The sequence below is a fragment of the Kineococcus halophytocola genome, from assembly GCF_041276425.1.
GTDB lineage: Bacteria > Actinomycetota > Actinomycetes > Actinomycetales > Kineococcaceae > Kineococcus > Kineococcus halophytocola.
In genome coordinates, this window is record NZ_JBGFTU010000003.1 from 69,644 (window position 1) to 94,925 (window position 25,282).

Genomic DNA, 25,282 nt, shown 5'->3' on the forward strand with positions numbered 1-25,282 from the left:
CAGGGGCGCGCGGGCCCGACCAGGGGGAGGATGCGCCCATGGAGTACAGAACCCTGGGAAGCAGCGGCACCTCGGTCTCGAACCTCGCGCTGGGCACGATGACGTTCGGCCGCGAGAGCGACCGCGACGTCGCCTTCGAGCAGCTCGACACGTTCCTGGCCGCGGGCGGGACCCTCGTGGACACGGCCGACGTCTACAGCGGCGGGGTCTCGGAGGAGGTCGTCGGCGCCTGGCTGGCCGACCGCCCGGCCGACGTCACCGAACGGGTGGTCCTGGCGACCAAGGGCCGGTTCCCCACCTCCGGGGAACCCAACGGCGTCGGCCTCTCGCGCCGGCACCTGACGCGGGCGCTGGACGCCTCGCTGCGCCGGCTCGGCGTGGAGGTCGTCGACCTGTACCAGGTCCACGCGTGGGACCCGTGGACCCCGCTGGAGGAAACCCTGGCCACGCTGGACTCCTTCGTCCGCGCGGGCAAGGTCCACCACGTCGGGTTGTCGAACTTCACCGGCTGGCAGCTGCAGAAGGCCGTCGACCTGGCCGCCGCGGAGGGTTTCTCCCCGCCGGTGACGCTGCAGCCGCAGTACAACCTGCTGGTGCGCGAGATCGAGTGGGAGATCGTGCCCGCCGCGGAGGAGAACGGCCTGGGACTGCTGCCGTGGTCCCCGCTGGGCGGGGGGTGGCTGTCGGGCAAGTACACCCGCGACACGACCCCGACCGGGGACACCCGGCTCGGGGAGAACCCCGACCGCGGGGTCGAGGCCTACGCCAGGCGCAACGCCCGAGAACGGACGTGGGCGGTCGTGGACGCGGTGCAGCGGGTGGCCGAGCAGCGTGGCGTGCCGATGGCGCAGATCGCGCTGGCGTGGTTGTCGGCCCAGCCCGCGGTGAGTTCGGTCATCCTCGGGGCGCGCACCGTGCAGCAGCTCACGGAGAACCTCGGGGCGGCCGACCTGGAGCTGGAGGCCGGTGAGCTCGCGGCCCTGGACGAGGCCAGCGACCCCGAACCGGCCGACTACCCCTACGGCGGGCCGGGGTCGACGCAGCGCTCGCGCAAGCTCACCGGCGGACGCTGACCGGCCGGTTCCCGCCCGCCGCCCCTCCTCGCGGGGCGGCGGGCGGGGCGGCGGGCGGGACGGCGGACGGGCGACCTCAGCGTTCGTGCGGCTTGTCGTCCGCGGCGACGGCCTCGCGCTCGCCCATCGGGGCGGTCGGCCCGACCGTGGTGTCCTTGTCCGTCTGCTTCTCGGACTCGGCGTTGACCTCGGCGCCGAGCAGGATCGCGTAGCTCGTCAGCCACAGCCACATCAGCAGGATGACGACCCCGGCCATGGCGCCGTAGTTCTTCGTGTAGGAGGAGTTCCCGGCCACCGTCACGTAGATCGAGAAACCCGCCGACACGACGAGCCACAGCACGGTGGCGACGCCGGCACCGACGGACACCCACTTCACCTGGGGCGCGTCGCGGTCGGGGGCCAGGCGGTAGACCACGGCCAGGGCGAGGGTGATCAGCCCCAGCAGCAGAACCCAGCGCAGGACGCCGACGAGGACGCTGACGGCCGCCCCCACGCCGAGGGCGTCGGCCAGGACGGGCACCACGCCGATGAAGGCGATGGCCAGCAGCATGAAGACGATCGCGCCGATCGTCAGCACCAGGGCGGTGCCCTTGCGCTTGAGGAAGCCGCGCGACTCCTCCTCGTCGTAGGCGGTGTTCGTGGCCGCCATGAGGTTCTCCACCCCGCTGGAGGCGCTCCACAGGGCCAGCAGGATCGCCACGACCGCGGTGATGCCGGCCGTGGACTTGCCGTCGGAGACCTGCTGGACCTGACCGACGACCAGGTCCCGTGCCGCCTCCGGGATCGCCTCGATGCCGTTGATCTGCTCGGCGATGTTGTCGGTGTTGCCGAAGATCCCCCAGATGAGGAACGCGGCGGTCAGCGCGGGGAAGATCGCCAGGAAGGCCTTGAACGCCACCCCGGCCGCCAGCAGGGGCACCTGGTCGCCTTTGGCCTCGGCCCACGCGCGCTTGGTGACGGCGAACCAGCCCTTGGGCGGGATCTGCTGCGGTGAGTCGGCCCGTTCCCCGTGGTCCACGTGCCCCCCGTGCTGCACGGACAGGTCGTCTCGCTGAGTCGTCTTGCTCATGGTGCACAGCGTCCTCCGATCCGGCCGTTCCCGCACGGTGGCCCGGAACGCGGGACGGGTGCCTCAGGCCGCGGAGGCGCGCCCGGCCACGAAGGAGGCCCACAACGCGGCGTAGGCCCCGTCGCGGGCGAGCAGCTCGGCGTGCGAGCCCTGCTCGACGACGCGGCCGTGGTCCAGGACGACGATCCGGTCGGCCCGCGCCGCCGTCGACAACCGGTGCGCCACCACGATCGTCGTGCGCCGGCTGGCCGCGGCGTCGCTGGCGGCGGCGATCGCGGCCTCGGCCGCGGGGTCCAGCGCGGCCGTCGCCTCGTCCAGCAGCAGCACGTCGGGGTCGACGAGCTCGGCGCGGGCCAGCGCCACGAGCTGCCGCTGACCGGTCGACAGGTTGCGCCCGCGCTCGCCCACGACGAAGCCGTACCCCCCGGGCAGCGCGGCGATGGCGGCCTCGGCCCCGACCGCGGCGGCGGCCGCCCGCACCTGCTCGGGGCCGGCCCCCGGGCGGGCGTAGGCGATGGCCTGCTCGACGGTCCCGTCGAACAGGTACGCCTCCTGCGGCACCACCCCCAGCCGCTGCCGGTACTGCGCCAGGTCCAGGCCGCGCAGGTCGGCGCCGTCGAGGAGGACGCGGCCGGCGGTGGGGTCGTAGAAGCGCGCCACGAGCTTGACCACCGTCGACTTCCCCGCCCCCGTCTCCCCCACGAGGGCGACGGTCTCCCCGGCGCGCACGTGCAGGTCCAGCCCCGTCAGGGCCGGGTTCGCCGCGCCCTGGTAGCTGAACCCGACGCCCTCCAGCCGCACGTCCCCGCGCAGCCCGGTCACCGGGGTGGGCGCGGCGGCGGCGGGGACCGTCGTCGGCGTGCGCAGCAGGTCGCGGATCCGGCGCAGGCCGACGGCGGCCTGCTGGTACCCGTCGAAGACCTGGGACAACTGCTGGACGGGGGTGAAGAACAGGTCGACGTAGAGCAGGAACGCCACGAGCACCCCGACGGTGATCCGGCCCTCGCGGACCAGGGCAGCGCCGGTGACGAGCACGAGCGCCGCGGTCGCCTCGTTGAGGAACTGCACGAACGGGAAGTACGTCGCGATGTACCGCTGCGCGCGCAGCCGGGTCGTCCGGTAGGCCCAGCCGCGGGCGCGGAACCGCTCGACCTCCTGCTCGCCCCGGACGAACGCCTGGCTCACGCGGACCCCGGCGACCGACTCCTGGAACTGCACGTTGACGGCGCTGACGCGCTCGCGCGCCTCGGTGTACGCCGGGCGGGACCGGGCCCGGAACAGCAGCGTCGCGACGAGGAGGACGGGCAGGACGGCCAGCACGACGACGGCCAGGTCCGGTTCGAGCAGCAGCATGGCCACGAAGACGCCGACCAGCGACAGCAGGCTCACCAGCGCCTGGGCGAGCCCGGTCTGCAGGAACTGCGACAGGGCGTCGACGTCGGTCGTCATCCGGGTCATGATCCGCCCGGCCTGCTCGCGCTCGTAGTAGTCCAGGCCGAGGCGCTGGAGCTGGGCGAAGGTCTTCAGCCGCAGGGTGAACAGCAACCGCTCCCCCGTGCGCCCGGTGACCCGGCCCTGCCCGAGGGTGATCAGCCAGTCCAGGACCACGACGAGCGCCGCGACGGCCGAGGCCACCACCAGCGCGCCCAGGTCCTGGCGCGCCACGCCGTCGTCGAGGCCGGAGCGGACGAGCTGGGGCAGCACCAGCTGGGCCGCGGCGTCCCCGGCGACCAGCAGCACCCCGGCCACCAGCGCCCACCGGAACGGGCGCAGCAACCGGCCCAGGGAGAAGCCCGGGTCCTCCCGCTCCGCGGCGGCCACGTCGACGTCGGGCGCGTCGAGGGCCGGGGGCAGGGCCTCGATGCGGCGCGCCAGGTCGGCCGAGACGGGCAGCCCGGCGTCGGCGGCGGCCGCCGCCGGCCGCCCGGCCCCCCTGGACGCCTCGGGGTGGTCGGCGCGGCGCGGCCCGGGCACCGCGGGGGTCGGGGTCCGCTCGTCCTGGCCCGGCCCGGGCCCGGTGTCGAACAGCCGGCGGAACACCTCGCAGCGCGCGAGCAGCTCCTCCTCGGTGCCGGTGTCGACCACCCGGCCCGCGTCCAGCACGACGATCCGGTCGGCCAGGCGCAGGGTGGAGCGGCGGTGCGCCACGAGCAGCACGGTCTGCCCGGCGGGCCGCTGCGTGGCCAGGGCCGACAGGATGCGCTGCTCCACGGTCGGGTCGACGGCCGAGGTGGCGTCGTCCAGCACCAGCACGCGCGGGGCGGCCAGCAGGGCGCGGGCCAGGCCGAGGCGCTGGCGCTGGCCACCGGACAGCGTCAGGCCCTGCTCACCCACCCGGGTGTCCCAGCCGTGGTCCAGGGCCTGGACGAACCCGTCGGCCGCGGCGGTGCGCAGCGCGGCCCGCAGCCGGTCCTCGTCGGCGTCCGGGTCCGGGTAGGCGACGTTGGCGCGCACGGTGTCGGAGAACAGGAACGTCTCCTCGAAGACCATCCCCACGGCGCGGCGCAGCTCCTCGGGGTCCAGGTCGCGCACGTCGACCCCGCCGACCTCCACCCGGCCGGCCTCGACGTCGTGGAAGCGGGCCAGCAGCCCCGTGAGCGTGGACTTGCCCGACCCGGCCGTGCCGACGACGGCCAGCGTGCCGCCGGCGGGGACGTCCAGGTCGACGTCGCGCAGCACGGGGCGCCCGGGGGTGTACCCGAAGCCGACCCCGCGCAGGCGCACCGACAGCGGGCCCTGCGGCAGCCGGGCGGCCGGGGAGCGGTCCGGGGCCAGGACGGTGGGGCGGGTGTCCACGACCTGCAGCACGCGCTCGACCCCCGCGCGGGCCTGCTGACCGACCGTCAGCAGACCGGCGAGCTGGCGGACGGGGGCCACGAGGCTGCCCAGGTAGGTGGAGAAGGCCAGGAAGGTGCCGACGGTGAGCTGACCGGTCAGGGCGAGCCAGCCGCCGAGCAGCAGCACCCCGACCTGGCCCAAGGCCGGGACGGCCTGCAGCGCCGGGCCGTAGCGGGCGTTGTACCGCACCACCCGCATCCGCTCGGCGAACAGGTCCCCGGCGACCCGCTCCAGGCGGGTCAGCTCGGCGGCCTCCTGCCCGAAGCCCTTCACGACCCTGACCCCGGTGACGGCCGCCTCCACGCGGCCGGCGACCTCGGCCGCGCGCGCCTGGGCGGCGGAGTTGGCCGGGAACAGGTCCCGCCGGCTGCGCCAGGCGATCCAGAACAGGGCCGGGCCGATGGCCAGCGCCACCAGCGTCAGCGGGGGCGACAGGACGGCCATGACGACCAGGGACACGACGAACAGGACCGCGTTGCCGGTGACGTTCGGCAACCAGGCCAGCAGGCCCTGCACGAGCTGGACGTCGCTGATCGAGCGGCTCACGACCTGGCCGGTGGACAGGCCGTCGAGCTGGCGGCCGTCCAGGCGCTGCACCGCGGCGTGCACGTCGTTGCGCAGGTCGTACTGGACGTCCAGGGAGAGGCGGCCGGCGGTGTAGCGGCGGACGAACCCCAGGGCGTAGACGAGCAGCCCCGCGGCCACCAGCAGCACCGCCCACGGCCACAGCGACCCACCGCCGGCGATGACCTCGTCCACGACGTGCCGCACGACGAGGGGGACCAGGGCGGTGAGCACGTAGGAGACGACGGCGGCCCCGAAGGACAGGGCCAGGTCGCGGGGGTGCCGGGCGCAGTACCCGCCCAGCCGGCGCAGCCACCCCCGGGAGTCGGCCGCCCGGTCGGCCGTCGGATCGACCCTCGGACCGGCCGGGGGTGCGCCGGCCCGGGAACGCTGCGGTGACACGGTTGACGACGGTAGCCCCGGGCTGCGACACATGCCCCCGTGAGCCCCGCACCGCCGTCCGGCCCCGCCGCGCCCCGCGTCCCGCTGTCCGTGCTGGACCTGTCCCCGGTCGTCTCCGGCCGCCCGCCCGCGGCGGCGCTGCGCGAGAGCGTCGAGCTGGCCCGCACCGCCGAACGCCTCGGCTACCACCGCTACTGGGTCGCCGAGCACCACTCCTCCCCCGCCGTGGTCTCGGCCCCGGCGGTGCTGCTGGCCACCGTGGCGGCGGCCACGACGACGCTGCGCGTGGGGGCCGGTGGGGTCATGCTGCCCAACCACTCCCCGCTGCAGGTCGCCGAGACCTTCCGGGCCCTGGAGGCGCTGCACCCCGGGCGGGTGGACCTGGGGCTGGGCCGGGCAGCGGGCACCGACGGGCGCACCGCGCTGGCGCTGCGCCGGTCCCGGCAGGCCCTGGGCTCGGAGGACTTCGCCGAGCAGTACGCCGAGCTGCGCGGCTACGTCGAGGGCCTGCCCCCCGGGCACCCGTTCGCGGGGATCACGGCCATGCCCACGGGGGTGCCGCTGCCGCCGGTGTGGGTCCTGGGGTCCAGCGACCACGGGGCCCGGGTCGCCGCCGCCCTGGGCACCGGGTACGCCTACGCCGGCCACCTCGGCACCCTGGACCCGCAGGTGCCGCTGCGCGCCTACCGCGAGGCGTTCGTCCCCTCCCCGGCGCGCGCCGAGCCCCACGCGGTGCTGGCCGTGGCCGCCGTCGTGGCCGCCGACGCCGGGCGCGCAGCCGACCTGGCCCACGCCGCGACCCTGGCCACGGTCCGGCGGCGGCTGGGCGCGGCGGCCCCGCTGCCCTCCCCGCAGGAGGCCGCCGCCCACCGCTGGACCCTGGCCGAGCGCACCACCGCGGGCCGGCTCGGGGAGCACCTGCTGGCCGGGACGGCCGAGGACGTGGCCGGGCGGCTGGCCCGGCTGGCCCGGCGGGCCGGGGCCGACGAGCTGCTCGTGGTCACCCCCGTGCACGACCCGGCCGAACGGGCCGCCTCCTACGCCCTGCTGGCCGGGGCCTGGCCCGGTGCGCTCGCCGCCGCGGCGTGAGCCCGGGGACCGTCCGCTGGGCCGGACGGGTGAACGACGACGGGCATCTCAGCTACGCACCGTGACAACCGATGGACGGGCATGCTGAGCCTCGAGAGCGCCACCTGGGGCTCGCAGGCCGTTCCCGCGCCTGCGCCCGCCCGCACCGGGACCACCCCCGACCGCGACCGCGAGCGCCGTCGTCGTCGTGGTCCGGCGATGGTCATCCACCGCCCCACGACCGCAGCGGCCGTCGAACCGGGGCCGCCCGACGCGCTGCACCCCGCCGGGCGCGTGGACATCTACCTCTGAGGGGCCCCCGGCGCCGGCACCCGGTGCAGCACGACGTCGCCGAGCCGGCCGCCGGCGACGTCGAGCTCCAGCCAGGTCCCCGTCGGCTGCCGGCGCCGGTCGGTGGGTGAGCCGGGGTTGAGCAGCCGCAGCCCCCGCGGGGTCGTGCTGTCCCACGGGATGTGGCTGTGCCCGAACAGGAGCACGTCCACCGCCTCCGCCCAGTCGGCGTCGCACCGCCGTTCGCGGCCGGTCCTGGCCCCGGTCTCGTGGACGACGCCGAAGCGCACGCCGCCGAGGGTGAACGTCGCCGTCCGCGGCAGGTGGGCGCGCACGTCCGGGCCGTCGTTGTTGCCCGCGACGCCGACGAGCCGGGCCGAGCGCGCCCGCAGGGCCAGGACGGTCGCCTCGTCGCACCAGTCCCCGGCGTGCACGACGAGGTCGGCCGCCTCGAGCGCCGCCCACACCGGCGCGGGCAGGTCCTTCGCCCGGCGCGGCAGGTGGGTGTCGGAGACGACGACGACGTGGGCCACGGTCAGCCGAGCTGACGCACCCGGACGGTCTCGGGCAGCTCGCGCAGCAGGCGCCCCACCTCGTCGGAGGCGTGGGCGGCGATGTCGGTGACGACGTAGCCCAGGTCCCCGCGGGTGGCCAGCTGCTGGCTCTCGATGTTCACCCCGGCCTGCGCCAGGACGGAGTTGATGGCGGCCAGCACCCCGGGCACGTTGCGGTGCAGGTGGGCCAGGCGCACCGTCCCGGGCGTGGCCTCGGCCCCCAGGGTGGGCAGGTTCACCGACAGCGTCGTCGCCCCGTGCAGGGCGTAGTCGCGCAGCTTGGCGGCCACGAACCGGCCGATGTCCTCCTGCGCCTCCTCGGTGGACCCGCCCACGTGGGGGGTGAGGATGACGTTCGCCAACCCGCGCAGCTCGGACTCGAAGGCGTGCCCGGACCCCTTGGGCTCGGTGGGGAAGACGTCGATGGCGGCACCGGCGATGTGGCCGGACTCGATGTGCTGGCGCAGCGCGACGTGGTCGACGACGAAACCCCGGGAGAGGTTGAGGAAGATGGACCCGGGCCGCATCCGGGCGAACTCCTCCTCGCCGAAGAACCCGCTGTTGCTGCTGCGGCCGTCGACGTGCAGCGTGACGACGTCGGCGACCTCCAGGACCTCGTGCAGGCTGCCGCAGCGGCGCGCGTTGCCCAGGGCCAGCTTGTCGGTGCGGTCGTAGAAGAACACGCTCATGCCCAGCGCCTCGGCCACGACGGACAGCTGGGAGCCGATGTTGCCGTAGCCGATGATGCCCAGGCGGCGGCCGCGAACCTCGTGCGAGCCGGTCGCGGACTTGTCCCAGACGCCCTCGTGCATGGCGCGGTCCTTGACCGTCAGCCGGCGGGTCAGCGCGATGATCTCGGCCAGGGCGAGCTCGACGACGCTGCGGGTGTTGCTGTAGGGGGCGTTGAAGACGGCGACGCCGTGGGCCGCGGCGGCGAACAGGTCGACCTGGTTGGTGCCGATGCAGAAGGCACCGACGGCCCGCAGGTCCGGGGCGTTCTCCAGCACCTTGGCCGTGACCTGGGTCTGGGACCGGATGCCGAGCAGCTGGACGCCCTCGAGGCGTTCGAGCAGTTCGGCCTCGTCCAGCGCCCCGGGAGCGCTCTCGACGTGCCAGCCGGCCTCGGCCAGCAGGGCCCGGGCGTCGGCGTGGATGTTCTCGAGCAGCAGCGCACGTCCGGTGCGGGCCGGGGCGAGGTCGGGGGCGGGCACGTGGTTCCTCCAGCGGCGGGTGCGGTCGGGCCCCCAGTCTCCCGCACGGGGGCCGACCCGCCGTCCGCGGTGTGGCGATCCCCGGCGCAGGCTTCACGGTGCGTCACACGCGGGTGGTCGCGGGCATTCGGGTGGAGTTCGCGGCGGCTCGACCACGGCACCACCGCAGGTGACGTGTTCGGTTGCACCACAAACGGTCTGCGAGCCGATCCGGCGGACGGGGCACTGTGCCCGGTTGCGCAGGGCGGGCGATGTTCGTCACCGAGGGTGAGCGCGCCTCACCGGTTCGGCGTTGCCGCGTCCCGACGGGGCTCCCTACCGTCGCGCGACGGACGGGGGCCCGCCCCCGCCCCAGGGAGAGGAGCGCCGGGTGGACCGCCTCCCCGTCCTGCACCGCGACCCCACGACCGTCCCGCGCCCGGTCGCACCCACCACCCCGCACGGGCCCGGACCGGACGCACCGGTGCTCGCGCGAGCCGGCCGGCTCGACGTTGCCCGCACCCCCGCCGACCGCCGGACCCCCCGGCACCGCACCCCCCGGCACCGGGCCCGGCTCACCCCGCGCCGGCCCACCTCCCCCGGCGCGGGTCCGGTGCTGCCGGTCCTGGCCGCCGCCGGCACCCTCGCGCCCCTGCTCGGCGTCCCCCTCCCCGCCCCGGTGGCCGCGCTCGTCCTCGGCGCCGCGGTCGTCACCCTCGGGTCACCCCTGCTGCACCTGAGCGGGGTCGCGCTCCCCGACCCCCTGGTCCGGGTGGTCGTCGCCGCGGCCACCGGTCTGGTCCTCGTGACGGGCCTGTTCCGCCTCGCCGAGGTCACCGGCGCGCGCCCCGACGGACCCGCCGTCGCCGCTGCGGGTCTGGTGCTGCTCGTCGTGGCCGGGATCGCCCGTCACACCCTGGCCCGGCGCACCCCGGCCCGGCACACCGGTGGCCGGGCGGGGCCGTCGTGGCGGGGACGGCTCCCGCTGCTGGGGCTGCTCGTGCTGCCGGGGCTGGCCTGGCTCGACGCGCTGGGCCGGGTCGAGTCCCCCGGGTGGCTGCGGGGGGCCGTGCTCGTGGGCGCCGTCGTCGTGCTGGGGCGGCTGACGCTGCGCCGGGGCGGGCGCCGGGACCGGGTGGGCACCGCCGCCGCCGTCCACGCGGTCGCCGTCGCCGTGCTCACCCCGTGGGCCGGGGTGGGCGGGCCGGACGGGACGGTGGCGGCGGGTCCGTGGACCTCCGGCCTGGACCGGGCGTGGTCGCTGTCGCCCGCGACGGTGGAGGAGGTCGTGCTGCCGGCCGTCACCGCCCTCGTCGTCCCGGGGACGTGGCTCATCGCCGAACGGGTCGTGGGGCGCCGTCGCGCCGTCGTCGTGGCCGTCCTCGCCCTGGCCGCTCTCACCCTCGCGCCCGGCGGGCCGGGTGACCTGGCCCTCACCGCGGCCGTGCTCCTGGTCGCCACCGGTTCGGTGCCCCGCGGCCGCGACCACGCCCTGCGCGGCCGGCGCGGGCTCGTGCTGGCGCTGGGGACCGGTGCCCTGGTCGTGGCCCCCAGCGCCGGCGTCTTCGCCGCGCAGGCCTGCCTGGCCGCGCTGGGCGTGCTCCTGCTGCGGCCCCGCGTCCCCCGGGAGGCGGTGGTCCTCACCCTCCCGCTGGCCCTGGGGTTCGCCGCGGCCCTGTGGGCGGCGACCGCCCTGGGACGGGGACCCACCCCGCCGGTGGGCCCGGCGGCGGCCACGGCGGTCCTGCTCCTCGCGCTGGGCGCCACCGGTCTGCTGACGGTGCTGCGGGCCCGGGTGCGGCGGACACCGCAGGACGTCGAGGTCCTCGCCCTGGCCGGTGCCGGGCTGCTGGTCCACGTCGCGGTGACCCTCGGGGCCGGGCGGGTCGGGAGCCCGGTCCTCTCCGTCCTGCTGCTGACGGTGCCGGCCGTGCTCGGCCTGGCCGCCGGCTGGGGTCTGCTGGCCACGGCCCTGGGCGTGGTCCTGGACCGGGTGCCCGGCCGCTGGCTGCGCGCGGATACGCGGGCCACCGGCGCTCACCGCGCGAGGCCCGGGTGGACCCTGCGGACCGCGCTCGTGGCGCTCGCCGTGTTCGCCGTGGTCCACGCCCGACGCGTGCTGGGCTGACCCCCGCAGGACACCGGGGACCCGTCAGGCGGAGGCGACGGCCTCCTCGAGGCCGACCTCACCGGAGGCCAGCCCCAGGACCGGCGCCGGGGGCGCACCGGAGACGAGCCGGTCCACCAGCGCCAGGACCACGGCCGCGACGTCGGCCCGCGGGACGCTGCCGCCGTCGACGTCGGGGTCCAGCCGCACCCGGCCGGTGCCGGGCTCGTCGAGCAGGCCGGCCGGTCGCAGCACGCTGACCCGCAGGCCCCGGCGGGCCAGCAGGTCCTCCTCGGCGGCCAGCTTGGCGCGCAGGTAGGCCAGGAAGACCTCCTCGACCCCCTCGGGGCTCGCCCCGTCGCGGACCCGGTCCACCCCGATCGAGGACACGAGCAGGTAGGACTCGACCCCGGCCCGCTCGGCGGCGTCCGCCAGCAGCACCGCGGCCCCGCGGTCGACCGTGTCCTTGCGCTCGGGACCGCTGCCCGGGCCCGCCCCGGCGGCGAAGACGACGGCGTCGGCCCCGGTCAGGTCGGCGGCGAGCTGCTCGGCCCCGTCCGGCGCCGTGGCCAGCGACTCCAGGTCGCGCACGACGGCGGTGACGCCGATCGCGGCCAGGTCGGCGACGTGGTCGGGGTTGCGGACCAGGCCCACCACCTCGTCCCCGCGGTCGGCGGCCAGCCGTCCCAGCAGCTGGGCGATCTTCCCGTGTCCTCCGGCGATGACGATGCGCACGACGTGCACGGTAGGAGGCCCGGGCCCACCCCGCACGCCCGCGGGTCCCGCGGGCGGCGGCACCGCCCCCGGGACCTGCGGGGTCGGCTCAGAGCTGCTCGCCGGTCAGCGTCGCCGCGTCCGGCAGCGCCTCCAGCCGCTCCGGCGGGATGGGCTTGCCGGAGACCACCGAGACGCCGTAGGTGCCGTCCTCGATCCGCTGGAGCGCGTCCTGCACGCTGCCCAGCCGACGGCGCGCGCCCTCCAGCAGGCCCTCGTTCTCGGCGGCCTGCTGCTCGTGGGCGCCCATGTCCCCGGCGTCCTGGCCGCCCTCGGCGGCGTCCGGCGTGCTGCCGGACTCCAGCCGGGCGACGAGGTCGTCGATCGTGGTCCGCAGGTCGTGCTGCATGGTGAGGAGCCGCTCGCGGGCGGCGTCGAGGTCGAGAGAGCTGGCGTCCATGGTGGACGTTCCTACCGTGCCGGGGCCGTTCCGGCACGACGAGCCGGGTGCGGCGGGTCCATGCTGAGGAGGTGATCTCCCTCGACCTCGCCCTGCGCCTCAAGGACGCCGGCCTGGCGTGGCACCCCCGTTCCGGGGACCGCTTCGTCATCCCCCACCGCGACATGGACGCCGACGTCTTCACGCTCTCGGACATGACGGTCGAGGTGCACGACCACCCCACCGGACGGGTCATCGGCTTCAACGGGACCACCGAGTGGGCCCTGGACTCCGTCGACCAGCCGGAGGCGTGCTGGCTGCCCGCCGAGCACCAGCTCCGCGAACTGCTGGGGGACCGCTTCACCCGCCTGGAACGGCGCGAGGACGCCGACGGCGCGCTGCACCGGGTGCTGCTGCTGGACGGGGACGGCGCGGACGCCTTCGAGGCCCGGGACGCCGCCGACGCCTACGGCCGGGCCCTGCTGCACCACCTCTCCGGCGCCACCGGCGGCAGCGTCGGCACGGGCGGGGCGACCGTCCGGTCCTGAGACCGGCCCCGCGCCCGGCCCGGGCTCACTGCGGGCCGGGGTCCTCCTCGCGCTTGGCCAGGAACTGCTCGAACTGCTCGGCGATCTCGTCGCCGGTGGGCAGGTAGGCGCTGGCCGCGCCCGTGCCGCGGCCCTCGTCGCCGGAGGCGTCGTACTGCTCCTCCAGGGCCGTGACCACCGCGGCCGCCTCGGGGGACTCGGTCACCTGGCGGTCCACCTCCACGCGGGTGGTGGCGGCGGCCTCCTGCAGCGCCTGGACGTCCACGGCCACCCCCGTCGCCCCCGAGAGGGTCCGCACCAGCACGGCCGCGGCGTCCGGGTAGTCGCTGCCGGCGAGGTAGTGCGGGACGTGCGCCAGCACCGAGAGCACGTCCCGCCCGGCCTGGGAGCCGCGCAGGTGCAGCAGCGCCGAGGCGTGCCCGGGGACCTGGGCCTGCAGGTCCCACGTCCGGTAGCCCTCCAGCAGTTCCGGGCGGCTCGCGGCGGCGGTGACCCCGGAGGGGCGGGTGTGCGGGACCGCGGTGGGGGCCGCGGACACCACGGTCACCAGACCGACGCCGAGCTCGTCGACGATGCGCCACACCGCCGCGCAGAAGCGTTCCCACTGCACGTCCGGCTCGGGACCGGACAGCAGGAGCAGCGAGGACCCCTCCTCGTCGAACACCCGCAGCAGGCGCAGGCGGGGTTCCTCGACCTCGAGCCAGTCCTGCCCGCCGAAGGTCATCGTGGGGCGGCGGGCCCGGTAGTCGTGGAGCTGGTCGACGTCGAAGGTGGCGACCACCTCGTGCCGGCACACGTCCAGCAGGTGCTCCACGGTCTGCCGCACCGCGGCACCGGCGTCGACGAAACCCGACAGGGCGACGACCAGCGGGGGTTCGGTGAGGGCGGGGCGTTCGCCCTCGTAGGAGTAGAGGGAGCCCGGATCCAGCATCCCTCCATCATCCCCGGGCCCGCGGCGGGCCCGGCGGGCAGGGTCAGCCGCCGGTGGGGACCGGCCGTCCCTGGTCCGCGGCGACGACGCCGAGACCGGCCTCGCGCTCGGCCCGCAGGCGGTCGATGGCCTTCTCGAAGTCGGCCAGGGAGTCGAAGGCCTGGTAGACGGAGGCGAAGCGCAGGTAGGCCACCTCGTCCAGCTCCTGCAGGAACGGCAGGGTGGCCAGGCCGACCTGGTGGGCGTCGATCTCCGCAGCGCCCTGGGCCCGCACGGCCTCCTCGACGCGGTGGGCCAGCAGCGCGATGTCGTCCTCGCTCACGGGCCGGCCCTGGCAGGCCTTGCGCACACCGGAGGCGATCTTGGCGCGGCTGAAGGGTTCGGGGGCACCGGAGCGCTTGAGCACGGTCAGGCTCGCCGTCTCGACGGTGGTGAACCGCTTGGAGCAGTTCGGGCACTGGCGCCGGCGGCGGATCGAGGTGCCGTCGTCGGTGGTGCGGGAGTCCACGACGCGCGAGTCCTCGTGCCGGCAGAACGGGCAGTGCACCGAGACTTCCTCCCCCGCGACCGGTCGAGTCATGTGGCCCAGCCTCGACCGTACGTCGCGACGGGTGTCCGCAGCAACACGGCCCCGCGGGTGGGCGCCACGGTCAGGGCCGGCCGGGCCGGCCGGGCATCGTGAGGCGCTGACCGGCCTGCAGGGTCATGGACGGCAGGCCGTTGAGCTCGACGATGTCGCCGGCGACCTCGCGCCAGTCCTCCTGCGGCGCCCACTGCGCGGCGATGGCCGACAGCGTCTGGCCCGGCGCGACCGTGAGGACGATGGGCGCCGGCGCCCGGTCGGCCCCGGCCGAGGCGCCGGTGAAGGTCCCCGTGACCGCGACCACCGCCCCGGTCAGGGCCGTGGCGGCGGTGCAGGTGATGAGCAGGCGACCCCGGCGGGTCAGGCGCAGGGGGCGAGGGGCCGGGCGCTGCGCGGCGGGACGGGTGCACCGCCGGGCCCGCCGCGCGCAGCGGCGGGCGGGGGACGGGGTGAGGGGGGACGGGACGAGGGTGGACGGGGCGAGGGCGGTGGTGCTCACGGACGTGGACCTCCATCTCGGTGGCGCCGCGGATCGAACGGGTGTTCGACCGGGCGGGGTCTGTTCTACCACCGTTCGAACAGCGGGTCGCAACCCCCGCGGTGCGGGGTGACGGGGACGGACGGTGCCACCGGCCACCGACACACGCCGCCACCTGCGACGACGCACCCCGGGCCCGCCGAGGACACGCCGGTTCGAACACCTGTTTGATCGATCCGGGTGCACTGGCTACCGTGGCCGCCACCGGAGGACTTCCCCGATCCGGGTGAACGGCAGACAGGAGAAGGACGTGGCCGACGCGCTGGACGGAACGACGGACGCAGCGAGCGAGGACCCCGGCACCCTCGGGACGGTCCACGAGTTCCCCGACGCCCCCGTGGTCCGCGACGGGCTCACCGCGCGTCAGCGCCGCGTGCTGCACGCCATCAAGGACTGCGTCGACCAGCGCGGCTACCCGCCGAGCATGCGTGAGATCGGCCAGGCCGTCGGCCTGACGAGCCCGAGCAGCGTGGCGCACCAGGTGAAGACGCTGGAGAAGATGGGGTACCTGCGCAAGGACCCGCGCCGGCCCCGCACCCTCGAGGTCGTCTCCCCCGCCCCGCAGTTCGGCTGGGGCCTCATCTCCGGTCTGGACGCGACGACCGGCGACGGCCGCCCCACCCCGGCCTACGTCCCGCTCGTCGGCCGCATCGCCGCCGGCGGGCCGATCCTGGCCGAGGAGCTCGTCGAGGAGGTCTTCCCGCTGCCCACCCAGCTCATCGGGACCGGGGAGCACTTCATGCTGCGGGTCGTGGGCGAGTCGATGATCGACGCCGCCATCTGCGACGGCGACTGGGTCGTGGTGCGCCAGCAGCCGACGGCCGAGAACGGGGACGTCGTGGCCGCCATGATCGACGGCGAGGCGACGGTGAAGGTGCTGCAGCGCAAGGACGGCCACGTCAAGCTGCTGCCCCGCAACCCGCTGTTCGACCCCATCGACGGCGACGAGGCCACGATCCTCGGCAAGGTCACCGCGGTCCTGCGCAGCCTCTGACCGCACGCACCCCCGGTGAGGGGTCGGCGCAGACGGGTCAGCGGACGGGCTGCACCAGCTCGACCGCGGCCTCGATCGCCAGCCGGGGCGAGGTGAGCACCGGCACGTGCAGGTCGCGCAGCAACGGCGCCGCGTCGACCATGCTCGCCTGGGCCAGCACGACGACGTCCACGGGCGGGTCCAGCGACAGCACCGCCCGGCGCACCGCCTCGGCCACCCCCGTGGTGTACGTCAGCAGGTCGCCGTCCTCGAAGGCCGCCCAGGTGTCGGTGCACCGGACCTCGACGAACTCCACCGCCCGCCCGGTGCTGTCGGCGCACTCGTGCAGCAGCGGCATCAGGGTGGCCGCGGCCTCGTCGAGGGAGGCCACCACCGCCACCCGCCGCCCGGCGAGCACGGCGGCCTCGGCCATCGGGCGGTCGACGCGCACGACCCGCAGCCCCATCCCGGCACCGACCTGCTTGGCCGTGGGGCCCAGGGTCGAGCAGGTGCAGACGACGACGTCGGCGCCCTCGGCCACGAGCCGGCGCAGCCGGTCCGCGAGCGCCGGGCGGACGCTGTCGGGTCCGCCCGTGCGGGCCGCGGTCAGCAGACCGGTGTCGACCAGGTGACGCCCGGCAACGGTGTCGTCGCGCTCGGTCAGGAGATCACTGAACGTGCGCACGTGCGCGTGCGCGGAGTGGAAGAAGCCGACGGTGGCCACGCACCGAGCATGCCACGACGTGCCCGCCCCGGCGCCAGAGAACGCGGGTCCCTCACCCGCTCAGCCTCCGCAGGGCGGCCAGGACGGTGTCCGTGGACGTCGTGGACCAGAAGTCGGGCAGGGACTCCCGCAGGAAGCCGCCGTAGCGGGCCGTGGCCAGCCGGGAGTCGAGCACCGCCACGACACCCTTGTCCCCCGCGGCCCGGATGAGCCGGCCCGCGCCCTGGGCGAGCCGCACGGCGGCGTGCGAGACCGAGACCGTGAGGAACCCGTTGCCCCCCGCGGCGTCCACGGCCCGCGACCGGGCCGACATCAGCGGGTCGTCCGGGCGCGGGAAGGGGATGCGGTCGACGACGACCAGGGAGCAGCTGTCCCCCGGCACGTCCACGCCCTGCCACAGCGACAGGGTGCCGAACAGGGACGTGGCGGGGTCCTCGGTGAAGTCCCGCACCAGCTTGGGCAGCCGGTCCTCCCCCTGGCACAGCACGGGCGTGCCGAGCCGCTCGCGCAGCGCCTGCGCGGCCTCCTCGGCGGCCCGGCGGGAGGAGAACAGCCCCAGGGTGCGCCCGCCGGCGGCCTCCACGAGCGCGGCCAGCTCGTCCAGGGCCGCCTCCCCGGCGCCCGCGCGCCCCGGCGGGGGCAGGTGGCGGGCGACGTAGAGGATCCCCTGCCGGGGGTAGTCGAAGGGGCTGCCCACGTCGAGACCGGTCCACCCGGTGGCCGAGCCCTTCTGCCCCCTGAGGCCGAAGGCGCCCGCGACGGGGTCGAAGGACCCCCCGAGGGTGAGGGTGGCCGACGTCGCGACCACGGTCCGCTCGGTGAACAGCCGCTCGCGCAGCAGGCCGGCGACGGACAGCGGGGCGATGTGCAGGGAGGGGGCGCGCGAGGCCGGGCCGTAGCCGGCGGTCACCCAGGCCACGTCGAAGCTGTCCCGGGCCCCCCGGCCCACGTCGGCGGCCAGCCGCTCGGCCACGGAGAAGACCTCCTGGACCGAGGCGCGCGCCAGGTGGCGGGCTCCGCGCGACTCCGGGTCCTCCTCCTTGCCGGCGCCCTCCGAGGCGTCCTTGAGGTCGGTCAGCCCCTGGCGGGCGGCGTCGCGGACGGCGACGACGGCCTCGGCCAGGGCGTCCGGCCACCGGTCCAGGCGCCCGGGCGGGGCCTGCTCGAGCGCGGCCTCCAGGGCCACGGAGGCGTCGTCCAGGGCCTCGGAGACGATCCCGGCGCTGCGCCGCAACCGGCGGGAGGCGGCGTGCAGGACCGCGGCGGACAGCTCGGCGGTCGCGACGGCCGTGACGCGGTCGGCGAGCTCGTGGGCCTCGTCGACGACGAGGACATCGTGCTCGGGCAGCAGCAGGCCGCTGTTCTCCATCGCGTCGATGGCGGTCATGGCGTGGTTGGTGACGACGACGTCGACCTGGCGGGCGCGGGCGCGCACCTGCTCGGAGAAGCACTCCGCGGCCACCGGGCAGCGCTGGGCGCCCAGGCACTCCCGGGCCGAGACCGAGACCTGCCGCCAGGCGCGGTCGCTGACGCCGGGGTCGAGGTCGTCGCGGTCGCCGGTGCTCGTCGTGGCCGCCCACTCGCGCAGCCGGACCACCTCGCGCCCGAGGCGGCCGGTGTCCCCCGCGCCCTCGCCGGTGGGCGCGGCGACGTCGAACAGCGCGCCCTCGTCGCTGGGGAACCCGCCGTCGAGCTTGTTGCGGCACAGGTAGTTGGCCCGGCCCTTGAGCAGTTCCCACGTCGGTTCGCGGTGCAGGGCCGGGGCGATGGCCTGGGCCAGCCGCGGCAGGTCCCGCTCGACGACCTGGGCCTGCAGGGCGAGCGTGGCCGTGGTGACCACGACGCGGCGGTCGGTGTGCACGGCGTGGGCGACGGCGGGCACGAGGTAGGCCATCGACTTGCCCGTCCCGGTGCCGGCCTGCACGAGCAGGTGCCGCCGGGCGCGGATCGCGTCGGTGACGGCCTGCGCCATCCGCACCTGACCCTCGCGCCGCTGCCCCCCGAGGACGGCGACGACCTGGTCCAGCAGCGCCGCGGCCTCGGGCCCGTCCACGTCCCCGAGCTGGTCCCCCGGCTGGTCCCCCGGCTGGTCCCCCGGCTGGTCCCCCGGCTGGTCCCCCGGCTGGTCCTGGACGTCGACGACGGGGGTGGGGGGTCCGGCTGTCGTGCTCACCGGGCCATCCTCCCCCGCGGCTCCGACACGGCCGACCACCCGTCCACAGCACGACGCCGCCCCCACCGCAGTGGGGACGGCGTCGACCGTGCGGGGGGACGGCGGTGCTCAGGCGGTGCTCAGGCGGTCCGGGTCATCCGGTACCGCTCCAGCTCGGCCGCCAGGCGCGGGCGGACGCGCGCCAGCAACCGGGTGCCGTCGGCGGTGTGCTCCTCGTCGAGGACCTGCCCGGTGGTGTGGACCCGGTGGACCAGGTCACCCCGGTCGTAGGGCACGCACACCTCCAGCTCGACGTCGGGCACGGGCAGCTGCTCGGCGATGCGCGCCAGCAGCTCCTCGATCCCGGCCCCGGTGCGCGCCGAGACCGCGACGGCGTTCTTCTCCCGGCGCAGCAGCCGGTCCAGGACCTCCGGGTCGGCCACGTCGGCCTTGTTGACGGCCACGAGCTCGGCGACGGGGCTCGCCCCGCGCTCGGCGTACAGATCCGCCAGCACACCGCGGACGGCCGCGAGCTGACCCTCGGGGTCGGGGTGGGACCCGTCGACCACGTGCAGGACCAGGTCGGACTCGGCGACCTCCTCCAGCGTGGAGCGGAACGCCTCGACGAGCTGGTGCGGCAGCGAGCGGACGAACCCGACGGTGTCGGCCAGCGTGTAGGGCCGTCCCTCAGGGGTCTGCGCGCGCCGGACCGTGGGGTCCAGCGTCGCGAACAGGGCGTTCTCGACGAGCACCCCGGCCCCGGTGAGGCGGTTGAGCAGCGAGCTCTTTCCGGCGTTGGTGTACCCGGCGATGGACACCGACGGCACGGCGCGGGCGTGCCGCAGCGAGCGCTTCTCGACGCGGGCGGTGCCCATGCCCTTGATCTCCCGGCGCAGCTTGGCCATCCGGCCGCGGATGCGGCGGCGGTCCAGCTCGATCTTCGTCTCACCGGGACCGCGCGAGCCGATCCCGGCACCGCCGGCGACCCGGCCACCGGCCTGGCGGGACATCGACTCACCCCACCCGCGCAGGCGCGGGAGCAGGTACTCCAGCTGGGCGAGCTCGACCTGGGCCTTGCCCTCCCGGCTCTTGGCGTGCTGGGCGAAGATGTCGAGGATGACGGCCGTCCGGTCGACGACCTTCACCTTGACGATGTCCTCCAGGCCGCGGCGCTGGGAGGCCGACAGCTCCCCGTCGCAGACCACGGTGTCGGCGCCCTCGGCGGCGACGAGCTCGGCGAGCGCCTCCGCCTTGCCGGAGCCGAGGTAGGTCGCGACATCGGGGGTGGATCGGCGCTGCAGGACACCGGCGAGGACGTCCGAGCCGGCCGTCGCGGCGAGGGCGGACAGCTCCTGGAGGGAGACCTCCGCCTCGGCCCGGTTGGAGTCGGCGCTGGACCACACCCCGGCCAGCACGACCCGTTCCAGCCGCAGCTGGCGGTACTCGACCTCGGTGACGTCGGACAGCTCGGTGGACAGGCCCGCCGCGCGGCGCAGGGCGCGGCGGTCGGCGAGGTCGAGCTGGTCGCCGTCCCACGCGGTGTGACCGTCGGTGTGCGCGTCGCCGTCGTCGGACGCCTCCTGCGCCACCCCGTCCCGCGAGTCCCCGTGACCGCGCAGGATGCGGGCGATGGCCCGGTCGAACTCCTGGTCGCGCTCGGTGGCGCGTTCGTCGTGGGTGGGGCCCGTCGTGGGTTCCGTCGACTGCTCCGTCGCGGAGACGTGGCGCTGGTTCATGGACCTCCTCGGTCGGTCTGCCGGTGCTCCTGAGTGGTGCACCCAGCGTCTCAGTCAACGACCGGAAGGGCACCGGTATTTCGTCGTCGTGTCCCGCTCGTGCCCCGCTCGGGTCGTGGCCGGGGGTCCCCGGCGGGCCTAGGCTTGCCCGTCGTGCCCGAGCCCCAGCCCGCCCCCGACCACTACTTCACCGCCCGGCCCGCCACGGCCGACGAGCGCCGCGAGCTGACCGTCCACCTCGCCGGGCGCGACGTCACGGTGACCACGGCGCGGGGCGTGTTCAGCGGCGACCGGCTCGACAAGGGCACGGCCGTCCTGCTGCCGCTGCTCCAGGACGACCCGGGCGCGGCGGACCGCACCGGGGACGTCCTGGACCTGGGCTGCGGCTGGGGGCCGGTCGCCCTGAGCCTGGCGCTGACCCGGCCCCGGCAGGTCGTGCACGCCGTCGACGTCAACGAGCGGGCGCTGGACCTGGTGCGGCGCAACGCCGACCGGCTCGGCGTCGAGGTCCGCGCGAGCCTGCCCGACGCGGTGGACCCCGACCTGCGCTTCACCGAGATCTGGTCGAACCCGCCGATCCGCATCGGCAAGGAGGCCCTGCACGCGCTGCTGCTGCAGTGGCTGCCGCGGCTGGCCCCCGGCGGCCGGGCGCACCTGGTGGTGCAGAAGAACCTCGGCGCGGACTCCCTGCAGGCCTGGCTGGGCTCCGGCGTGCTGCCGGGGACGCGGACCGAGCGGGCGACGACGGCCAAGGGGTTCCGCGTGCTGACGGTCAGCCGGGAAGCGTGACGGTCCCCGTCGCGACGAGCCGGGCCGGGCCGGACAGCCACACGGTGCCCTCGGTGAGCGTGGACCCGGCCGCCACCGTCACGACGAGCCGGCCCCCGGGCACGCGGACCCGCCACACGCCGGGCGCGCCCTCCCCGGCCCACGCCCGCGTCGCCAGCACCGCCGCGCAGGCCCCGGTGCCGCACGAGCGCGTCTCCCCCGAGCCGCGCTCGTGCACGCGCATGGACACGTCGCCGATGTCGGCGTCGCCGTCGCCGTTGACGTCGATGGCGTCCACGGGGACGACGAGCTCGACGTTCGTGCCGTGCGGCGGCTCCGGTTGCACCTGCGGAGCGCGGGTCAGGTCGGCCGAGGCGAGCTCGTCCTCGTCGGGCAGGGCCACGACGGTGTGCGGGTTGCCGAGGTCGACCGACAGCGCCGGGCGGGCCACCCCGTCCAGGCCCTCGACGTGCACGAGCGCGTCGGAGCCGTCGACCAGGGCCCGGCGGCCGCCGGTGAGGTGCCACGGCCCCAGGTCGGCGGTCCAGCTGCCCTCGCCCTCCCGGCGCAGCCGCTTGACCCCGGCGCGGGTGGCGACGGCGAACCACTCCCCGGTCGCGGCCGCCTCGGGCAGCAGACCCTGCTGCAGGAGGAACTCGGCGAACACCCGGACCCCGTTGCCGCACATCTCGGCGACCGAGCCGTCGGCGTTGCGGTAGTCCATGAACCACTCGGCCTGCTCGGCCCACTGCGCCGCAGCGGGTTCGGCGGCGCTGCGCACGGCGCGCACGAGGCCGTCGGCCCCGATCCCGGCCCGTCGGTCGCACAGCCACGCCACGACGTCGGCGCCCGGGTCCCAGGTGCCGTCGGCGTCGGCGACCAGCACGAAGTCGTTCTCGGTGCCGTGGCCCTTGGTGAAGGTGATCTCGCTGGTCACGCGGGCGATGCTACGGGCAGCAGGTCCAGCACCCGCCGGGCCAGGTCCTCGGGGTCGGTGCCGTCGGGGGCGGGCAGCCAGTGCACGCGCGGGTCGCGACGGAACCAGGCGTCCTGCTTGCGGGCGAAGCGGCGCGTGAGCCGGGCGGTGAGCTCGCGGGCCTGCTCCAGCGTCGTGAGCCCGTCGAGGGCGTCCAGGACCTGCGCGTACCCGAGCGCGCGGCCGGCGGTGCGCCCCTGGCGCAACCCCCGCCCCTCCAGGGCGCGGACCTCCTCGACGAGCCCGGCGGCCCACATCCGGTCCACGCGGGCGTCGATGCGGGCCACGAGCTGCTCGCGGGGCACGACCAGGCCGACCTGGACGGTGGGGCGCCGGTAGGTCTGCTCCGGCAGCGAGGCGGCGAAGGGCTCGCCGGTGATCTCCCCGACCTCCAGGGCCCGCACGACGCGGCGGCCGTTGGAGGGCAGGATCACGGCCGCGGCGGCGGGGTCGCGTCCGGCCAGGACGGCGTGCAGCGCCTGGGGCCCGACCCGTTCCAGCTCGGCCTCCCACCGGGCCCGGACGTCCGGGTCCTTGCCGGGGAAGCGCAGGTCGTCCAGGGCGGCGCGGACGTACAGCCCCGAGCCGCCGACGAGGACCGGCACCCCGCCCCGGGCGGTGACGTCCTCGAACGCGTCGTGCGCCCAGCCCTGGAAGACGGCGACCTCGGCGGTCTGGGTGACGTCCAGGACGTCGAGGAGGTGGTGCGCCACCCCGCGGCGCTCGGCGGGGGTGATCTTCGCGGTGCCGACGTCCATGCCCCGGTAGAACTGCAGGGCGTCGGCGTTGACCACCTCCCCCGGCGTCCCGGTGCGCCCGGCCAGCAGCCGCGCGAGCGCCACCCCGACGTCGGACTTGCCCGAGGCGGTCGGCCCCACGAGCGCGACCACCGGCGGGCGCTCGTGCGACGGCGGGCCGGGCGGGGGAACGTTCGAGTGGCCCACCGCGTCATCGTGGCAGAGCATCGGGCACTATCCGGAGCACCCCACCACCGCACGACCAGGGAGGACGCCGTGGGCACCATGAACTACCTCAAGGGCAAGATCGGTGAGGCCACCGACCAGGCCCTGCACCTCGCCGACCAGGCGCGCGGCCGGGCCGGGTCCTTCGCCGCCGAGCACTCCGACCGCGCGGGCGGCGCCATCGGCAAGGCCGGTGAGTTCGTCAACAGCCGCACCGACGGCCGGTTCGCCGGTCAGGTCACCAGGGTCAGCGACCTGGCCCGCCGGGGCGTCGACCTCGCGGCCGACCAGGCCCCGCCGTCCAGCCTGCCCGAGGGAGGCACCCCGATGCGCGGGGGCGTCAGCTCCGACGGCACCACGATGAGAGGACCCGTGCGATGACGACGACGACGATGACGATCCCGACCCCACCGCCCACCCCGACCCCGCCGAGCCCGGTGCCCAGCCCCGGTCAGCCCGGTGAGCCGCCGCTGCCCGACCCCGGGCCCACGCCCGGTCCGGACCCGGTGCCGGACCCCGCGACGCCGCCGGCGAAGTAGGGGCGCCGGTTCAGAGCGCGCGGCGCAGGGACGGCATCCCCAGCCCCACCGCGCGCGGCCCGTCCTGGACCTCCGGTTCGGGGCGGGCCTGCCGGGCCTCCCACGCGTCCCCGGCGCGGGTGCGGCGCACCGCGAACGAGGTGAGGTCGTCGGCCTCCAGGTAGTGCGGCGCACCGCGGGTGACCGTCACCGTGGCCACGTCGCCCGGGCGCAGGGCGGTGCCGTCGGGCACCGAGAAGTGCACGAGGCGGTTGTCCGGTGCCCGGCCGGACAGCCGCCGGGTGGCGGCGTCCTTGCGCCCCTCCCCCTCGGCCACGAGGACGTCGAGGGTGCGGCCGGTCTGGGCGACGTTCTCCTCGTAGGTGATGTGGTCCTGCAACTGCGTCAGGCGCTCGTAGCGCTCCTGCACGACCGCCTTGGGGACCTGCTCGCCCATCGTGGCGGCCGGTGTGCCCGGGCGCGGGGAGTACTGGAAGGTGAAGGCGCTGGAGAACCGCGCCTGCTCCACGACGTGCAGGGTCTGCTCGAAGTCCTCGTCGGTCTCACCGGGGAAGCCGACGATGATGTCGGTGGTGATCGCCGCGTCCGGGATGCGGGCCCGGACCCCGTCGATGATGCCGAGGAACCGCGACTGCCGGTAGGAGCGGCGCATCGCCTTCAGCACGCGGTCCGACCCCGACTGCAGGGGCATGTGCAGGCTGGGCATGACGTTGGGCGTCTCGGCCATGGCGTCGATGACGTCGTCGGTGAAGCTGGAGGGGTGCGGGCTGGTGAACCGGACGCGCTCCAGGCCCTCGATCCCACCCGTGGCGCGCAGCAGCTTGCCGAAGGCGAGGCGGTCGCCGAACTCGACGCCGTACGTGTTGACGTTCTGCCCCAGGAGCGTGACCTCCAGGACGCCCTCGGCGACCAGGGCCTGCACCTCGGCCAGGACGTCGCCGGGGCGGCGGTCCTTCTCCTTGCCGCGCAGCGCGGGCACGATGCAGAACGTGCAGGTGTTGTTGCACCCCACCGAGATGCTGACCCACGCCGCGTAGGGCGACTCCCGGCGCGTGGGCAGCGTGGAGGGGAACGTCTCCAGGGACTCCAGGATCTCGACCTGGGCCTCGGCGTTGTGCCGGGCGCGTTCGAGCAGCACCGGCAGCGAGCCGACGTTGTGGGTGCCGAACACGACGTCGACCCAGGGGGCCTTGCGGACGATCTCGCCGCGGTCCTTCTGCGCCAGGCAGCCACCGACGGCGATCTGCATGCCCGGGCGGCGCTCCTTGACCGGGGCGAGGTGGCCGAGGTTGCCGTACAGCTTGTTGTCGGCGTTCTCGCGCACGGCGCAGGTGTTGAAGACGACGACGTCCGGCTCCACCGGCCCACCACCGCCGGCCTCGTCGAAGCGCACGTACCCGGCGTCCTCGAGCAGACCGGACAGGCGCTCGGAGTCGTGCACGTTCATCTGGCAGCCGAACGTGCGCACCTGGTAGGTGCGCCGCGGGTCCGGCTGGGCGGGGGCGGTCGTCGTGCTCATCACCGGCCAGTCTAGGTGACCACG

At 75.9% G+C, this 25,282-nt stretch carries 23 protein-coding genes; 8 read left to right on the top strand and 15 right to left on the bottom strand.

Annotated features, from left to right (window positions below; genetic code table 11):
* Positions 1–38: 38 nt before the first annotated feature.
* Entirely contained in the window at positions 39–1,073 is a 1,035-nt protein-coding gene (locus AB2L27_RS03290; protein WP_370440042.1) for an aldo/keto reductase, read from the top strand.
* Positions 1,074–1,149: 76 nt separating this feature from the next.
* On the opposite strand, the gene AB2L27_RS03295 is transcribed toward AB2L27_RS03290, so the two are convergent.
* Positions 1,150–2,142, bottom strand: coding sequence for a YihY/virulence factor BrkB family protein (locus tag AB2L27_RS03295; protein WP_370440043.1), 993 nt, complete (start codon positions 2,140–2,142; stop codon positions 1,150–1,152).
* A gap of 63 nt (positions 2,143–2,205) precedes the next feature.
* Positions 2,206–5,979: an ABC transporter ATP-binding protein gene (locus AB2L27_RS03300; RefSeq protein WP_370440044.1), complete on the bottom strand. Its 3,774-nt coding sequence runs from the start codon at positions 5,977–5,979 to the stop codon at positions 2,206–2,208.
* A 6-nt stretch (positions 5,980–5,985) separates the two neighbouring features.
* Between AB2L27_RS03300 and AB2L27_RS03305 the strand changes: the two genes are divergently transcribed.
* Both AB2L27_RS03305 and AB2L27_RS03310 read left to right on the top strand, forming a co-directional pair.
* Positions 5,986–7,035: an MsnO8 family LLM class oxidoreductase gene (locus AB2L27_RS03305; protein ID WP_370440045.1), complete on the top strand. Its 1,050-nt coding sequence runs from the start codon at positions 5,986–5,988 to the stop codon at positions 7,033–7,035.
* Between the two features lie 81 nt (positions 7,036–7,116).
* Positions 7,117–7,326 (top strand): hypothetical protein, encoded by a 210-nt coding sequence (locus AB2L27_RS03310; RefSeq protein WP_370440046.1) that lies wholly within the window; start codon positions 7,117–7,119, stop codon positions 7,324–7,326.
* Here the strand turns inward: AB2L27_RS03310 and AB2L27_RS03315 are convergent.
* Positions 7,317–7,838: a metallophosphoesterase family protein gene (locus AB2L27_RS03315; protein ID WP_370440047.1), complete on the bottom strand. Its 522-nt coding sequence runs from the start codon at positions 7,836–7,838 to the stop codon at positions 7,317–7,319. The genes AB2L27_RS03310 and AB2L27_RS03315 overlap by 10 nt on opposite strands.
* Before the next feature lie 2 nt (positions 7,839–7,840).
* The gene (gene serA, locus AB2L27_RS03320; RefSeq protein ID WP_370440048.1) at positions 7,841–9,070 is read right to left on the bottom strand and encodes a phosphoglycerate dehydrogenase; all 1,230 of its coding nucleotides are present in this window, start codon (positions 9,068–9,070) and stop codon (positions 7,841–7,843) included.
* 370 nt (positions 9,071–9,440) lie between these two features.
* Here serA and AB2L27_RS03325 point away from each other — a divergent pair, with 370 nt between their 5' ends.
* Positions 9,441–11,177: a hypothetical protein gene (locus AB2L27_RS03325; RefSeq protein ID WP_370440049.1), complete on the top strand. Its 1,737-nt coding sequence runs from the start codon at positions 9,441–9,443 to the stop codon at positions 11,175–11,177.
* Positions 11,178–11,201: 24 nt separating this feature from the next.
* On the opposite strand, the gene AB2L27_RS03330 is transcribed toward AB2L27_RS03325, so the two are convergent.
* Together AB2L27_RS03330 and AB2L27_RS03335 are read right to left on the bottom strand one after the other, a co-directional pair.
* Positions 11,202–11,891 (bottom strand): SDR family oxidoreductase, encoded by a 690-nt coding sequence (locus AB2L27_RS03330; protein ID WP_370440050.1) that lies wholly within the window; start codon positions 11,889–11,891, stop codon positions 11,202–11,204.
* 88 nt (positions 11,892–11,979) lie between these two features.
* Positions 11,980–12,330 carry a TraR/DksA family transcriptional regulator gene (locus AB2L27_RS03335; protein ID WP_370440051.1) on the bottom strand — a complete coding sequence of 117 codons (351 nt, stop codon included), beginning with the start codon at positions 12,328–12,330 and terminating at the stop codon, positions 11,980–11,982.
* Between the two features lie 71 nt (positions 12,331–12,401).
* Here AB2L27_RS03335 and AB2L27_RS03340 point away from each other — a divergent pair, with 71 nt between their 5' ends.
* On the top strand, positions 12,402–12,857 hold the full coding sequence (locus AB2L27_RS03340; protein WP_370440052.1) for a pilus assembly protein CpaE: 456 nt from the start codon (positions 12,402–12,404) through the stop codon (positions 12,855–12,857).
* A 25-nt stretch (positions 12,858–12,882) separates the two neighbouring features.
* Here AB2L27_RS03340 and AB2L27_RS03345 read toward each other — a convergent pair whose 3' ends face one another.
* The 3 genes from AB2L27_RS03345 to AB2L27_RS03355 all read right to left on the bottom strand — a co-directional run bounded on the left by AB2L27_RS03345 (position 12,883) and on the right by AB2L27_RS03355 (position 14,870).
* Complete coding sequence (locus AB2L27_RS03345; protein WP_370440053.1) at positions 12,883–13,788, bottom strand: proteasome assembly chaperone family protein; 906 nt, start codon at positions 13,786–13,788, stop codon at positions 12,883–12,885.
* A 43-nt stretch (positions 13,789–13,831) separates the two neighbouring features.
* A complete protein-coding gene (gene nrdR / locus AB2L27_RS03350) occupies positions 13,832–14,335 on the bottom strand; it encodes a transcriptional regulator NrdR (protein ID WP_370440189.1) in 504 nt (167 codons plus the stop codon).
* Between the two features lie 103 nt (positions 14,336–14,438).
* Positions 14,439–14,870 carry a LysM peptidoglycan-binding domain-containing protein gene (locus AB2L27_RS03355; protein WP_370440054.1) on the bottom strand — a complete coding sequence of 144 codons (432 nt, stop codon included), beginning with the start codon at positions 14,868–14,870 and terminating at the stop codon, positions 14,439–14,441.
* Between the two features lie 289 nt (positions 14,871–15,159).
* On the opposite strand from AB2L27_RS03355, the gene lexA reads away from it, so the two are divergent.
* The gene (gene lexA, locus AB2L27_RS03360) at positions 15,160–15,903 is read left to right on the top strand and encodes a transcriptional repressor LexA (protein WP_370440055.1); all 744 of its coding nucleotides are present in this window, start codon (positions 15,160–15,162) and stop codon (positions 15,901–15,903) included.
* Positions 15,904–15,940: 37 nt separating this feature from the next.
* Here lexA and AB2L27_RS03365 read toward each other — a convergent pair whose 3' ends face one another.
* The 3 genes from AB2L27_RS03365 to hflX form a co-directional block, all read right to left on the bottom strand.
* Complete coding sequence (locus tag AB2L27_RS03365) at positions 15,941–16,606, bottom strand: aspartate/glutamate racemase family protein (RefSeq protein ID WP_370440056.1); 666 nt, start codon at positions 16,604–16,606, stop codon at positions 15,941–15,943.
* 52 nt (positions 16,607–16,658) lie between these two features.
* Positions 16,659–18,659: an ATP-dependent DNA helicase gene (locus tag AB2L27_RS03370; protein WP_370440190.1), complete on the bottom strand. Its 2,001-nt coding sequence runs from the start codon at positions 18,657–18,659 to the stop codon at positions 16,659–16,661.
* 239 nt (positions 18,660–18,898) lie between these two features.
* Entirely contained in the window at positions 18,899–20,494 is a 1,596-nt protein-coding gene (gene hflX, locus AB2L27_RS03375; protein WP_370440057.1) for a GTPase HflX, read from the bottom strand.
* Between the two features lie 153 nt (positions 20,495–20,647).
* Between hflX and AB2L27_RS03380 the strand changes: the two genes are divergently transcribed.
* Positions 20,648–21,283, top strand: coding sequence for a class I SAM-dependent methyltransferase (locus tag AB2L27_RS03380; protein ID WP_370440058.1), 636 nt, complete (start codon positions 20,648–20,650; stop codon positions 21,281–21,283).
* Here AB2L27_RS03380 and dapF read toward each other — a convergent pair.
* Entirely contained in the window at positions 21,267–22,199 is a 933-nt protein-coding gene (dapF, locus tag AB2L27_RS03385) for a diaminopimelate epimerase (RefSeq protein ID WP_370440059.1), read from the bottom strand. The genes AB2L27_RS03380 and dapF overlap by 17 nt on opposite strands.
* Positions 22,196–23,182: a tRNA (adenosine(37)-N6)-dimethylallyltransferase MiaA gene (miaA, locus tag AB2L27_RS03390; RefSeq protein ID WP_370440060.1), complete on the bottom strand. Its 987-nt coding sequence runs from the start codon at positions 23,180–23,182 to the stop codon at positions 22,196–22,198. Before miaA ends, dapF begins: the two co-directional genes overlap by 4 nt.
* 78 nt (positions 23,183–23,260) lie before the next feature.
* Between miaA and AB2L27_RS03395 the strand changes: the two genes are divergently transcribed.
* Complete coding sequence (locus AB2L27_RS03395) at positions 23,261–23,581, top strand: antitoxin (protein ID WP_370440191.1); 321 nt, start codon at positions 23,261–23,263, stop codon at positions 23,579–23,581.
* A gap of 168 nt (positions 23,582–23,749) precedes the next feature.
* Here AB2L27_RS03395 and miaB read toward each other — a convergent pair whose 3' ends face one another.
* Positions 23,750–25,258, bottom strand: coding sequence for a tRNA (N6-isopentenyl adenosine(37)-C2)-methylthiotransferase MiaB (gene miaB, locus AB2L27_RS03400; RefSeq protein ID WP_370440061.1), 1,509 nt, complete (start codon positions 25,256–25,258; stop codon positions 23,750–23,752).
* Positions 25,259–25,282: the final 24 nt, after the last annotated feature.

What these genes read in the sequence shown, in the direction of transcription:
- AB2L27_RS03295 (WP_370440043.1), bottom strand. Translation starts at nt 2,142, where the DNA reads ATGAGCAAGACGACTCAGCGAGACGACCTGTCCGTGCAGCACGGGGGG.
- AB2L27_RS03300 (WP_370440044.1), bottom strand. Translation starts at nt 5,979, where the DNA reads ATGTGTCGCAGCCCGGGGCTACCGTCGTCAACCGTGTCACCGCAGCGT.
- miaB (WP_370440061.1), bottom strand. Translation starts at nt 25,258, where the DNA reads ATGAGCACGACGACCGCCCCCGCCCAGCCGGACCCGCGGCGCACCTAC.
- AB2L27_RS03310 (WP_370440046.1), top strand. Translation starts at nt 7,117, where the DNA reads ATGCTGAGCCTCGAGAGCGCCACCTGGGGCTCGCAGGCCGTTCCCGCG.
- AB2L27_RS03395 (WP_370440191.1), top strand. Translation starts at nt 23,261, where the DNA reads ATGAACTACCTCAAGGGCAAGATCGGTGAGGCCACCGACCAGGCCCTG.
- AB2L27_RS03345 (WP_370440053.1), bottom strand. Translation starts at nt 13,788, where the DNA reads ATGCTGGATCCGGGCTCCCTCTACTCCTACGAGGGCGAACGCCCCGCC.
- AB2L27_RS03290 (WP_370440042.1), top strand. Translation starts at nt 39, where the DNA reads ATGGAGTACAGAACCCTGGGAAGCAGCGGCACCTCGGTCTCGAACCTC.
- AB2L27_RS03335 (WP_370440051.1), bottom strand. Translation starts at nt 12,330, where the DNA reads ATGGACGCCAGCTCTCTCGACCTCGACGCCGCCCGCGAGCGGCTCCTC.
- hflX (WP_370440057.1), bottom strand. Translation starts at nt 20,494, where the DNA reads ATGAACCAGCGCCACGTCTCCGCGACGGAGCAGTCGACGGAACCCACG.